This is a genomic window from Actinomyces provencensis, from assembly GCF_900155435.1.
Taxonomy (GTDB): Bacteria; Actinomycetota; Actinomycetes; order Actinomycetales; family Actinomycetaceae; genus Pauljensenia; species Pauljensenia provencensis.
The window spans coordinates 828,454-839,884 of the sequence record NZ_LT700212.1 but is presented as its reverse complement, the minus strand read 5'-3'; the positions used below and the strand labels follow the sequence as shown (position 1 = coordinate 839,884).

Annotated in this window: 13 protein-coding genes and 1 pseudogene; all 14 read right to left on the bottom strand. The window is 73.4% G+C overall.

The window, feature by feature from the left end; genetic code table 11:
- Positions 1-1,014 carry an aspartate carbamoyltransferase catalytic subunit gene (locus BQ9890_RS03615; protein ID WP_075889424.1) on the bottom strand — a complete coding sequence of 338 codons (1,014 nt, stop codon included), beginning with the start codon at positions 1,012-1,014 and terminating at the stop codon, positions 1-3.
- Between the two features lies 1 nt (position 1,015).
- Positions 1,016-1,591 (bottom strand): bifunctional pyr operon transcriptional regulator/uracil phosphoribosyltransferase PyrR, encoded by a 576-nt coding sequence (gene pyrR / locus BQ9890_RS03610; RefSeq protein WP_075889422.1) that lies wholly within the window; start codon positions 1,589-1,591, stop codon positions 1,016-1,018.
- 518 nt (positions 1,592-2,109) lie between these two features.
- Positions 2,110-2,322 (bottom strand): hypothetical protein, encoded by a 213-nt coding sequence (locus BQ9890_RS03605; RefSeq protein WP_143226225.1) that lies wholly within the window; start codon positions 2,320-2,322, stop codon positions 2,110-2,112.
- 382 nt (positions 2,323-2,704) lie between these two features.
- Positions 2,705-3,157: pseudogene (nusB, locus tag BQ9890_RS16690) on the bottom strand (transcription antitermination factor NusB); the annotation flags it as partial.
- Between the two features lie 2 nt (positions 3,158-3,159).
- Positions 3,160-3,723 (bottom strand): elongation factor P, encoded by a 564-nt coding sequence (gene efp / locus BQ9890_RS03595; RefSeq protein WP_075889418.1) that lies wholly within the window; start codon positions 3,721-3,723, stop codon positions 3,160-3,162.
- A 41-nt stretch (positions 3,724-3,764) separates the two neighbouring features.
- Entirely contained in the window at positions 3,765-4,328 is a 564-nt protein-coding gene (locus BQ9890_RS03590; RefSeq protein WP_075889412.1) for a shikimate kinase, read from the bottom strand.
- Entirely contained in the window at positions 4,318-5,166 is an 849-nt protein-coding gene (locus BQ9890_RS03585; RefSeq protein WP_075889416.1) for a 3-dehydroquinate synthase family protein, read from the bottom strand. The genes BQ9890_RS03590 and BQ9890_RS03585 overlap by 11 nt, the downstream gene beginning before the upstream one ends.
- 25 nt (positions 5,167-5,191) lie before the next feature.
- Entirely contained in the window at positions 5,192-5,755 is a 564-nt protein-coding gene (locus BQ9890_RS03580; protein ID WP_075889412.1) for a shikimate kinase, read from the bottom strand.
- The gene (locus BQ9890_RS03575) at positions 5,745-6,431 is read right to left on the bottom strand and encodes a 3-dehydroquinate synthase family protein (RefSeq protein WP_075889414.1); all 687 of its coding nucleotides are present in this window, start codon (positions 6,429-6,431) and stop codon (positions 5,745-5,747) included. The genes BQ9890_RS03580 and BQ9890_RS03575 overlap by 11 nt, the downstream gene beginning before the upstream one ends.
- Before the next feature lie 31 nt (positions 6,432-6,462).
- A complete protein-coding gene (locus BQ9890_RS03570; protein WP_075889412.1) occupies positions 6,463-7,026 on the bottom strand; it encodes a shikimate kinase in 564 nt (187 codons plus the stop codon).
- Positions 7,016-8,608, bottom strand: coding sequence for a 3-dehydroquinate synthase (gene aroB / locus BQ9890_RS03565; RefSeq protein ID WP_075889410.1), 1,593 nt, complete (start codon positions 8,606-8,608; stop codon positions 7,016-7,018). The genes BQ9890_RS03570 and aroB overlap by 11 nt, the downstream gene beginning before the upstream one ends.
- A complete protein-coding gene (aroC, locus tag BQ9890_RS03560) occupies positions 8,605-9,816 on the bottom strand; it encodes a chorismate synthase (RefSeq protein ID WP_075889408.1) in 1,212 nt (403 codons plus the stop codon). Before aroC ends, aroB begins: the two co-directional genes overlap by 4 nt.
- 63 nt (positions 9,817-9,879) lie before the next feature.
- A complete protein-coding gene (locus BQ9890_RS03555) occupies positions 9,880-10,581 on the bottom strand; it encodes a prepilin peptidase (protein ID WP_075889406.1) in 702 nt (233 codons plus the stop codon).
- A gap of 4 nt (positions 10,582-10,585) precedes the next feature.
- Positions 10,586-11,431: a shikimate dehydrogenase gene (locus BQ9890_RS03550; protein ID WP_075889404.1), complete on the bottom strand. Its 846-nt coding sequence runs from the start codon at positions 11,429-11,431 to the stop codon at positions 10,586-10,588.

Here is an 11,431-nt window from a genome sequence, read left to right as displayed (position 1 = left end):
TCAGTCACGGGAGGATCCTTCCGGCGCGAGCAGCAGGTAGAGGGCAGCCATGCGCACGGAGACGCCGTTGGCCACCTGTTCGACGACGACGGAGCGGGGAGAGTCCGCGGCCTCCGCGCAGATCTCCAGGCCGCGGTTCATGGGACCGGGGTGCATGACCACCGTGTGGTCCCCCAGGCGCCGGAAGCGCTGGACGTCCAGGCCGTAGGCCGCGTGGTACTCGCCCGGTGAGGGGAAGAACCCCCCGCCGGCTGCACTCATGCGTTCGCGCTGGACGCGCAGCATCATGACCGCGTCCATGTCCTGCCCGAGGGCGTGGTCGAAGTCGTAGTCGACCTCGCACGGCCAGGTCTCCACCCCCACCGGCAGCAGGGTGGGCGGCGCCACCAGGGTGACACGGGCACCCAGCAGGGTGAGCAGGTCCACGTTGGAACGCGCCACCCGGGAGTGCAGGACGTCCCCGACGATGACCACGTGGGCACCTGCCAGGTCCGTGCCGGGGGCGACGGGCTCACCTCCCGGCAGACCGGCACCGGCCCCGCCCCCGTCGGTGCCGCGGCGCAGGTGGCGTCGCAGGGTCATGGCGTCCAGGAGTGCCTGGGTGGGGTGCTGGTGGGTGCCGTCGCCGGCGTTGAGCACGGGCAGGTGGATCCACCCGGCGTGCGCCAGGCGGTGCGCGGCCCCCGAGGAGGAGTGCCGCACGACGACCGCGTCGGCGCCCATGGCCTGCAGAGTGAGCGCGGTGTCCTTGAGCGACTCCCCCTTGGACACGCTGGAGCCCTTGGCGGAGAAGCTGATGACGTCGGCCGAGAGCCGTTTGGCGGCGGCCTCGAAGGAGAGACGGGTGCGGGTGGAGTCCTCGAAGAAGAGGTTGACCACGGTGCGCCCGTGCAGGGTGGGGAGCTTCTTGACGCGCCGGGACTGGGTGGCGGCCATGGCCTCGGCGGTGTCGAGGATCTGGAGCGCCTCGCGGTAGTCGAGGTCGCGGATGGAGATCAGGTGGTCGAGTGACATCTCAGGCTTTCCTCCCCAGCACCACGGCGTCGCGCCCGTCGGTCTCGGTCAGGAGGATCGTCACCGTCTCCTGGCGTGCGGTCGGCAGGTTCTTGCCCACGTAGTCGGGGCGGATGGGGAGTTCGCGGTGCCCGCGGTCCACGAGGACCGCCAACTGCACGGCCGAAGCGCGTCCGATCCCGGAGAGCGCGTCGAGGGCAGCCTTGATGGTGCGTCCCGTGTAGAGCACGTCGTCCACCAGCACCACCGTTCGACCGTCGATCCCGCGTGGGGGGACCTCGGTGGGGTGGGGGGTGCGCAGCGGGTGGTGGGCGAGGTCGTCACGGAACATCGTCGTGTCGACGATGGCGAGGTCCGCGCGGGGTCCCCCGACCTCCTCGATGCGGTCCACCAGGCGTCGGGCGAGTGTCGCGCCGCGGGTGGGGATACCGGCGATGACCAGGTCCTCCCCGCCCTTGTTGCGCTCGAGGATCTCGAAGGCGATGCGGGTGAGGGACCGGGCGATGTCGTCGGGTCCGAGGACTTCCTTGCCCCCGGCTCCCCTCTGCTCGTCCGGATCCGGCCATGACTGGTCCATGTGGACCTCCTTCCCCGCCTCACCGGACGGGCCTTAAAGGACAGCTGCCGGGGCCGAGCGTACACGAGGGGGGCGCTGCGTTCTCCGGGACCACCATCGACGAGGGCGACCCCGGACCGCCCGGATCGGTGTGTTCGCGCCCCGCTCCGACGGGACAGGAGGTGCCGGACCTCACATGGGTGGTCCCTGCGACAGGTGGGGGCCCGGGGAAGGACGCCGGCGGTCAGCGCAGTTGGCCGGGGGAATGTCGGCAGACAGCGTGGCTGGCCGGGGGAATGTCGGCAGACAGCGTGGCTGGCCAGGGGAAGGCCGGCAGTCAGCGTGGCTGCCCGGTGGCGCCGCACGGCGTGACGGCCCGGCGTGACCGGACTGCCTGCCCGGGTCGCGCCCGTCCTCATCCCACATGTTCCGGGGAATGCACTGCGGGGCACGCACCGGGAGGTGCGTGCCCCGCAGGGGCGACCCGACGGAGCCGGGAACCGATCGGTACCTGTGACGCCGGTGCAGGTCAGTGGTCCTCAGTACTCGTCGAGCAGCTCGTCGAGCTCTTCCAGGTCGGCCTGGGTGAGGTCGTCGAGGGTGGGATGGCCGTCGCGCAGGGACCTCAGGGTGGCCCTCTCCTCGTCCGCGGGGGTCGCGGGCGCGTCCGCCTCGCCCGGCTCCGGCTCCCCGTCGGGGACCGCCGCGTCGTCGTGGTCCGTCGCGCCAGCGGTGTCGGGGGTGTCGTCCACAGGTGTGGGCGAGACCTCACCGGACCCGGTCGCGCCCTCGGGGGACCCGGGGGCGGCATCGGCCGGGGACGGGGCAGCGACCAGGGCGGTCGGTGCGGCCACGCCCTCGTCGGCGCCGGGCTCCTCGCCGGTCTCCCCTGCGGTTCGCCCGACCGTCGCGACGGGTGCGGGCTCCTCGCGTGNGTCCCCGGCCGATGCCGCCCTCGGGGGACCCGGGGGCGGCATCGGCCGGGGACGGGGCAGCGACCAGGGCGGTCGGTGCGGCCACGCCCTCGTCGGCGCCGGGCTCCTCGCCGGTCTCCCCTGCGGTTCGCCCGACCGTCGCGACGGGTGCGGGCTCCTCGCGTGGGTCCTCCGGGACCTCGTCCACGGTCACGCGCTCACGCTGCCACGCAGGGGCCTGGAGCTCGCGGCGCACGGCGTCGAGCACGGCGTTGACGAACCCGGGGGAGGCGTCCGTGGAGATCGACTTGACGATCGAGATCGCCTCGTCGATGGCCACCAGCGGTGGCACGTCCTCGGAGTTCTCGAGCATCTCCCACACCGCGACGCGCAGGACGGCCAGGTCGACGGCGGGGATGCGGTCGAGACCCGGGACCTTCGCGTGTGCCGTGATGAGGCCGTCGATGCGGCGCAGGTCGTGCGCGACTCCCTCGATGATGCGCACGGAGTACTCCGGCAGCGGCGTGAGCGCGGCCGTGATGACCTTGCGCTCGCGCAGCAGGTCGGAGAGGACCCGCGGGTCGCGGCCCATGCCGCGCTGGTCGGCCTCGAAGACGACGTCGGCCGCGCGCTTGCGGGCCTTGGTCCGTGAGGTGAAGTGATGCTTGGACACGGTCAGTCGGTCACACGCCCGGAGTAGGAACCGTCGCGGGTGTCGACCTTGACGCGGGTGCCCTCCTCGAGGAACAGGGGCACCTGGATCTCGTAACCGGTCTCCAACGTGGCGGGCTTGGTGCCCGCCGAGGAGCGGTCGCCCTGGAGGCCGGGCTCGGTGTGGGTGATGGTGAGGACCACGGTGGCCGGCAGCTCGATGAAGAGCACCTGGCCGTCGTGCTGGGAGACGATGACGTCCTGGTTCTCGACCATGAAGTTGCGGGCGTCGCCGACGACCTCGCCGGGGACGTTGATCTGCTCGTAGGTGGACTTGTCCATGAAGACGTAGTCCTCGCCGTCCTGGTACAGGTACGTCATGTCCCGACGGTCCACGGTGGCCGTCTCGATCTTGATGCCCGCGTTGAAGGTGCGGTCGACGAGCTTGCCGGACAGCACGTTCTTGATCTTCGTGCGCACGAATGCGGGCCCCTTGCCGGGCTTGACGTGCTGGAACTCGACGACCTGCCACAGCTGGCCGTCGATGATCATCACGATGCCGTTCTTGAGGTCATTGGTGGTGGCCACAGGTATGCCTTCTCCTCGTCGGTGGTGGACTGCCCGCCAGTCTACATCCCGGCGAGGATCTCCCCCGCGACCGTGGCGGGGGCCACTCCCACGGTGTCGATGCTGGTGTCGGCGAACCGCACGTAGGTGGCCCGCAGGGAGCGGATCATCCGGGTGAGCATCGCGCGCGGTGCGCCGAGTGCCACGGAACGCGGCGCGTTGAGGCCCTCGCGGCGCGCCAGCTCGGCGGTGTCGACGACCAGCTCCACGATCCTCGCCCCGCCCTCACGGGCGACGTCGAGTGCGACCGCGACCTCCGGGTCGGTGGGCAGCGAGGCCCCCAGGGTCACCACGCCCCCGGCCGCGACGCCCCCGGGGGCGAGGGCGTCCAGGGCGGCGCGCCGCTGCAGGTCGGGCAGGCGCGGGTCCCGGGAGACGACGAGGGCGCCCACCGACAACCCCGTCCCGGCGGCGATGAGGTCATCCGTCTCGACGAGGGCGACCCCGAGCCGGTCCGCGAGGATGCGACCGATGGTGGACTTGCCGGAACCCGCCACACCGAGCAGGACGAGGGCGGGGGCCCCGGATCCCCCCGGGGCGGTCCGGGGTGCGGAGTCAGCGCACATCGATGCCGATCCTCTCCGCGGGGGCCCGCAGCTGCTCGGGTCCGACCCGGCGCACGACGGGGTTCTGGAGTCCCTCCAGCAGCACGAAGCGCAGGTGGCCGCCGCGCACCTTCTTGTCCGAGAGCATGGCGTCGACCAGGTCCTTCAGCGGAGCACCCGCGTAGTGGGTGGGCAGCCCGAGGGCGGAGAAGGCGAGCCTGTGCGCGGCGACCTCGTCCTCCCCCAGCAACCCCAGGTCGTGGGCGAGCTCGGCGGCGAAGACGCACCCCACCGACACGGCGTCCCCGTGGCGCCAGCTGTAGCCCTCGCACTTCTCGATGGCGTGGGCCAGGGTGTGGCCGTAGTTGAGCACCTCGCGCAGGCCGGACTCCTTGAGGTCCTGGCCCACGACGTCGGCCTTGACATCGACGGAGCGCACGACCAGCTCGTGGAGGGTGGGCGAGGCCGGGTCCAGGGCGCCCCCCGGGTCGCGCGAGAGCAGTTCGAGGATCTCCGCGTCCGCGACGAGGCCGCACTTGACGACCTCGCCGAGACCGGCCCGCAGGTCCTCGACCGGCAGGGTGCCCAGCAGGTCGAGGTCCTCGACCACGCGCACCGGCGGGTGGAAGGCCCCGACGAGGTTCTTGCCGGCGGGGGTGTTGATGCCGGTCTTCCCACCGACGGCGGCGTCGACCATGCCGAGCAGCGTGGTGGGGGCCTGCACGACGTCCACCCCGCGCAACCACGTCGCGGCGATGAAGCCCGCCACGTCCGTGGTGGCCCCCCCGCCCAGCCCGATGACGGTGTCGGTACGGCCCAGGCGGGCAGCACCCGCCGCGTCCCATCCCGCGGCGGCCACGTCGAGGGTCTTGCCNCCCGCCAGTCTACATCCCGGCGAGGATCTCCCCCGCGACCGTGGCGGGGGCCACTCCCACGGTGTCGATGCTGGTGTCGGCGAACCGCACGTAGGTGGCCCGCAGGGAGCGGATCATCCGGGTGAGCATCGCGCGCGGTGCGCCGAGTGCCACGGAACGCGGCGCGTTGAGGCCCTCGCGGCGCGCCAGCTCGGCGGTGTCGACGACCAGCTCCACGATCCTCGCCCCGCCCTCACGGGCGACGTCGAGTGCGACCGCGACCTCCGGGTCGGTGGGCAGCGAGGCCCCCAGGGTCACCACGCCCCCGGCCGCGACGCCCCCGGGGGCGAGGGCGTCCAGGGCGGCGCGCCGCTGCAGGTCGGGCAGGCGCGGGTCCCGGGAGACGACGAGGGCGCCCACCGACAACCCCGTCCCGGCGGCGATGAGGTCATCCGTCTCGACGAGGGCGACCCCGAGCCGGTCCGCGAGGATGCGACCGATGGTGGACTTGCCGGAACCCGCCACACCGAGCAGGACGAGGGCGGGGGCCCCGGATCCCCCCGGGGCGGTCCGGGGTGCGGAGTCAGCGCACATCGATGCCGATCCTCTCCGCGGGGGCCCGCAGCTGCTCGGGTCCGACCCGGCGCACGACGGGGTTCTGGAGTCCCTCCAGCAGCACGAAGCGCAGGTGGCCGCCGCGCACCTTCTTGTCCGAGAGCATGGCGTCGACCAGGTCCTTCAGCGGAGCACCCGCGTAGTGGGTGGGCAGCCCGAGGGCGGAGAAGGCGAGCCTGTGCGCGGCGACCTCGTCCTCCCCCAGCAACCCCAGGTCGTGGGCGAGCTCGGCGGCGAAGACGCACCCCACCGACACGGCGTCCCCGTGGCGCCAGCTGTAGCCCTCGCACTTCTCGATGGCGTGGGCCAGGGTGTGGCCGTAGTTGAGCACCTCGCGCAGGCCGGACTCCTTGAGGTCCTGGCCCACGACGTCGGCCTTGACATCGACGGAGCGCACGACCAGCTCGTGGAGGGTGGGCGAGGCCGGGTCCAGGGCGCCCCCCGGGTCGCGCGAGAGCAGTTCGAGGATCTCCGCGTCCGCGACGAGGCCGCACTTGACGACCTCGCCGAGACCGGCCCGCAGGTCCTCGACCGGCAGGGTGCCCAGCAGGTCGAGGTCCTCGACCACGCGCACCGGCGGGTGGAAGGCCCCGACGAGGTTCTTGCCGGCGGGGGTGTTGATGCCGGTCTTCCCACCGACGGCGGCGTCGACCATGCCGAGCAGCGTGGTGGGNCTGCCCGCCAGTCTACATCCCGGCGAGGATCTCCCCCGCGACCGTGGCGGGGGCCACTCCCACGGTGTCGATGCTGGTGTCGGCGAACCGCACGTAGGTGGCCCGCAGGGAGCGGATCATCCGGGTGAGCATCGCGCGCGGTGCGCCGAGTGCCACGGAACGCGGCGCGTTGAGGCCCTCGCGGCGCGCCAGCTCGGCGGTGTCGACGACCAGCTCCACGATCCTCGCCCCGCCCTCACGGGCGACGTCGAGTGCGACCGCGACCTCCGGGTCGGTGGGCAGCGAGGCCCCCAGGGTCACCACGCCCCCGGCCGCGACGCCCCCGGGGGCGAGGGCGTCCAGGGCGGCGCGCCGCTGCAGGTCGGGCAGGCGCGGGTCCCGGGAGACGACGAGGGCGCCCACCGACAACCCCGTCCCGGCGGCGATGAGGTCATCCGTCTCGACGAGGGCGACCCCGAGCCGGTCCGCGAGGATGCGACCGATGGTGGACTTGCCGGAACCCGCCACACCGAGCAGGACGAGGGCGGGGGCCCCGGATCCCCCCGGGGCGGTCCGGGGTGCGGAGTCAGCGCACATCGATGCCGATCCTCTCCGCGGGGGCCCGCAGCTGCTCGGGTCCGACCCGGCGCACGACGGGGTTCTGGAGTCCCTCCAGCAGCACGAAGCGCAGGTGGCCGCCGCGCACCTTCTTGTCCGAGAGCATGGCGTCGACCAGGTCCTTCAGCGGAGCACCCGCGTAGTGGGTGGGCAGCCCGAGGGCGGAGAAGGCGAGCCTGTGCGCGGCGACCTCGTCCTCCCCCAGCAACCCCAGGTCGTGGGCGAGCTCGGCGGCGAAGACGCACCCCACCGACACGGCGTCCCCGTGGCGCCAGCTGTAGCCCTCGCACTTCTCGATGGCGTGGGCCAGGGTGTGGCCGTAGTTGAGCACCTCGCGCAGGCCGGACTCCTTGAGGTCCTGGCCCACGACGTCGGCCTTGACATCGACGGAGCGCACGACCAGCTCGTGGAGGGTGGGCGAGGCCGGGTCCAGGGCGCCCCCCGGGTCGCGCGAGAGCAGTTCGAGGATCTCCGCGTCCGCGACGAGGCCGCACTTGACGACCTCGCCGAGACCGGCCCGCAGGTCCTCGACCGGCAGGGTGCCCAGCAGGTCGAGGTCCTCGACCACGCGCACCGGCGGGTGGAAGGCCCCGACGAGGTTCTTGCCGGCGGGGGTGTTGATGCCGGTCTTCCCACCGACGGCGGCGTCGACCATGCCGAGCAGCGTGGTGGGGGCCTGCACGACGTCCACCCCGCGCAACCACGTCGCGGCGATGAAGCCCGCCACGTCCGTGGTGGCCCCCCCGCCCAGCCCGATGACGGTGTCGGTACGGCCCAGGCGGGCAGCACCCGCCGCGTCCCATCCCGCGGCGGCCACGTCGAGGGTCTTGCCCTCCTCCGCGTCCGGGTGGACCAGCGTGTGGACCTCCACACCCCGGCCCTCCAGGACCTGCGTGAGCCGGGCCGCGGGGGCGGAGACGGAGGCCGGGTGGACCAGGAGCACCTTCGTGGCATCCGCGCGCACGCCGTCGGCCACCTGTGCCATGAGACCGTGGCCGATGAGCACCGGGTAGGGAGAGGTGCCGTGCACCTGGACGACATCGGGCGCGCCCCCCATGAGGAGGAGGATGTCCTCCACGACACGTGAGACCGGGCGGGAGTCGGAGTGCACGTCGGCGGTGGCGACGCCACGGTAGAGGTGCTCGCGCTCCTCGCGCAGTCGGCGCAGCGCCACGTCGGGGTCGGGCAGGAGCAGCGGTCGGTGGGTCTTCTTCGCGGTGCGACGCAGGAGTTCCTCGTGGGCCACGTCGAGGTGGACGACGCTGCACCCCCGCAGCAGCTCCCGCACGCGCGGGGTCGTCACGGCTCCCCCGCCGAGTGAGATCACGGCCCGACGGGTCAGGGCGCGCTCCACCGCGCGGGCCTCCATCTCGCGGAAGGCACCCTCCCCCTGCTCGGAGAAGATCTGGGAGATCGGGACGCCCGCCTCCTCGACCACGAGGTCGTCGGAGTCGACGTGGGGCACACAGAGCCTGGCGGCCAGTGCGCGACCCACGCGGGACTTCCCGGACCCCGGCATTCCCACGAGCACCAGGGGCAGGGACAGGTGCTGTCCGCTCATGCCCGCTCCCCCACCCGGTCCAGGTAGGCACGCAGGTTGCGCCGTGCCTCCCCCACGGAGTTGCCCCCCGCGTGGTCACCGAGGGCATCGGCGAGGACGAGGGCGACCTCCGCCTGCGCGATCACGGCACCGGGCACCACCTGGCTGGTGTCGGACCGCTGGTGCAGGGCACGCGTCTCCTCACCTGTCGCCAGGTCCACCGTGCGCAGGGCGCGCGGGACGGTCGAGATCGGTTTGAACGCGGCCCGCACCACGACCGGTTGGCCGTTGGAGGTCCCGCCCTCGATCCCCCCGGCCCTGTTGGAGGCCCGCGTGAGGTGGCCGTCCGCGCCCGGGAGGATCTCGTCATGGGCGGCGGAGCCGAAGGAGGCGGACTGGGCGAACCCGTCCCCGATCTCGACGCCCTTCACGGACTGGATGGACATCAGCGCACCCGCCAGACGGGTGTCCAGGCGCCGGTCGGCCTGGACGTGCGTCCCCAGACCCACGGGGACACCCCAGGCCACGACCTCGACGACACCTCCGACGGTGTCACCGGCGGCCTTGGCCGAGTCGATGACCCCGACGAAGCGGCGCTCGGCGTCGGCGTCGAGCGTGCGCACCGGGGAGGCGTCCAGTGCCGCGGTGTCCTCGGGGGTGGGGAGTGGGCCGTGACCGGCCGACTCCGCGCCCACGGCGACGACATGGCTGACCAGGCGGATGCCGGAGACCTGTGCGAGGTAGGCCTCCGCGAGGGCACCCAGTGCCACCCGGGCCGCGGTCTCACGGGCCGAGGCCCTCTCCAGCACGGGACGTGCCTCGGGCAGGTCGTAGGAGAGCATTCCGGGGAGGTCCGCGTGGCCGGGCCGCGGGCGGGTCAGTGGCCGGTTGCGGGCGACCTCGCGCTCGTCCCCGGTGCCGGCGTCCACCAGCAGGGCCTCCGGGTCCACGGGGTCGGCGGACATGACGACCTCCCACTTGGGCCACTCGGAGTTGGCGATCTCGACCGCCACGGGCGCTCCGGTGGTCAGGCCGTGACGCACCCCCGCCAGGAGGCGCACCTCGTCACGTTCGAACTTCTGGCGCGCTCCGCGCCCGTGCCCGAGCCTGCGCCTGGCGAGTGCCCCCCGCACCGTGTCCGTGGTGACCTCGACGCCCGCGGGCAGTCCGTCCAGGGTCGCGAGCAGTGCGGGCCCGTGCGACTCGCCCGCCGTCAGCCATCTCAGCATTGCCCCAGTGTCCCACAGCGGGCCCCGCGACGGCCCGACGTCTCAGTCGGGAACCACTCCGGATCAGCGTCCCGGGGTCACGCCCAGCCACCCGGGGACCACGCCCCAGACGACCACGGCGGCCAACGCGGCACCGATCATCCAGGGGCCCATGGCCATCCTCGAGCGCAGACCGGCGCGCCCACGGGCGAGCGCGACGAGTGCCCCCGCCCCGGCGCCCAGGAAGGCCAGCACCAGTCCCCCTGCCGCGGCCTCCCAGGACAGTGTTCCCAGCATCGCCCCCAGGACGGGGGCCAGTTTCACGTCCCCGAGCCCGACCCCGCCGCGCACCAGCGACCCGAGCCACAGGGGCACCACCCAGACCGCGGCCCCCAGTGCCACTCCCGCCAGCGGCGCGGTGGGGCCGCCCTCGTCGACCAGGCAGCGGGAGAGGACCCCGAGCGCGACCCCGGCGGCCATGACCCGGGTGCAGGCATCGGGGAGGCGGTGGGTGCGCGCGTCGAGGAGCATCGCCGGACTCCCCGCCATGGCGACCGCGACGGGGCCGGCGACCCCGGGAAGGGCACGCCCCGCCAGCAGTGCCGCGGCACCGATGAGCAGGACCAGCCAGGTCAGGGCCAGGCGTCCCATCGGGGCGTCACCCACGGCGCGCAGCCGTTCGTCCTGGAGACGCCACCCCGGGCCCGCCGTCCACAGGCCCACGACCAGCCAGGTGAGGGCCCCGAGCAGCACCGGGACGACAGTGGCGTCGACGCCGCCCACCATCGCCTCAGGCGGTCCGGGCCACGGCTGCGTGCAGGGCGCGACGCATCCAGGCGATGTCGGGGTCGCGCCCGGTCATCAGGCGCACCTGCTGGACGGCCTGGTGCAGGAGCATCTCGAGGCCGTGGGCGACAGGTGCCCCGTGGCTCCGCCACGTCCGGACCAGGGGCGTGTCGAGGGGTGAGTAGACGACGTCGAGGAGCACCTGGTCGGGTCGGGGCGTGAGGGTGCGGGCCAGGTCGTCGGCGGCCCCGGCCGGCACGGTGGACACCACCACGTCGGCGCGCCCGATCACCTCCCGCACGGCGTCCACCCGGGCCCACGGCACCATCTCCACCTCGATGCCCAGACGGGTCGCGGCCGTCGCCACGGTGCCTGGACCGGCGAAGTGACGCGCGACCACCGTGATGTGCTCGGCGTGGAGGGTGCCCAGCGCCGCCAGGGCCGAGGAGGCCGTGGCGCGCGCGCCCAGGACGACTGCGGAACGGATGGCTCCCAGCCCGGCGGCCCCGCGCGCCTCGGTCACTGCGCGCTGGATGCCGTGGACGTCGGTGTTGAACCCGGTGAGGACAGGACCCGCGGGCACGACCGTGTTGGTGGAACCCACGGCCTCGGCCAGGGGGTCGATGGCGTCGAGGAGGGGCATGACCGCCTGCTTGCAGGGCATGGTCACCGACAGACCCGCGCAGTCCGCGTCCAGGGAGGCCACCAGGGCCGGGAGCGTCCCCGCCGTCTGTTCCAGGCGCAGGTACTCCCACTCCTCGCCCAGGCCCAGTGAGTCCCAGGCCGCCCGGTGGAGCACCGGTGAGAGCGAGTGACTGATCGGCGACCCGATCACCGCCGCCCAGGGCAC

Coding starts and splice junctions, on each gene's coding strand:
- BQ9890_RS03615 (WP_075889424.1), bottom strand. CDS start 1,014: ATGTCACTCGACCACCTGATCTCCATCCGCGACCTCGACTACCGCGAG.
- pyrR (WP_075889422.1), bottom strand. CDS start 1,591: ATGGACCAGTCATGGCCGGATCCGGACGAGCAGAGGGGAGCCGGGGGC.
- BQ9890_RS03590 (WP_075889412.1), bottom strand. CDS start 4,328: ATGTGCGCTGACTCCGCACCCCGGACCGCCCCGGGGGGATCCGGGGCC.
- BQ9890_RS03580 (WP_075889412.1), bottom strand. CDS start 5,755: ATGTGCGCTGACTCCGCACCCCGGACCGCCCCGGGGGGATCCGGGGCC.
- BQ9890_RS03575 (WP_075889414.1), bottom strand. CDS start 6,431: ATGGTCGACGCCGCCGTCGGTGGGAAGACCGGCATCAACACCCCCGCC.
- BQ9890_RS03570 (WP_075889412.1), bottom strand. CDS start 7,026: ATGTGCGCTGACTCCGCACCCCGGACCGCCCCGGGGGGATCCGGGGCC.
- aroB (WP_075889410.1), bottom strand. CDS start 8,608: ATGAGCGGACAGCACCTGTCCCTGCCCCTGGTGCTCGTGGGAATGCCG.
- aroC (WP_075889408.1), bottom strand. CDS start 9,816: ATGCTGAGATGGCTGACGGCGGGCGAGTCGCACGGGCCCGCACTGCTC.
- BQ9890_RS03555 (WP_075889406.1), bottom strand. CDS start 10,581: ATGGTGGGCGGCGTCGACGCCACTGTCGTCCCGGTGCTGCTCGGGGCC.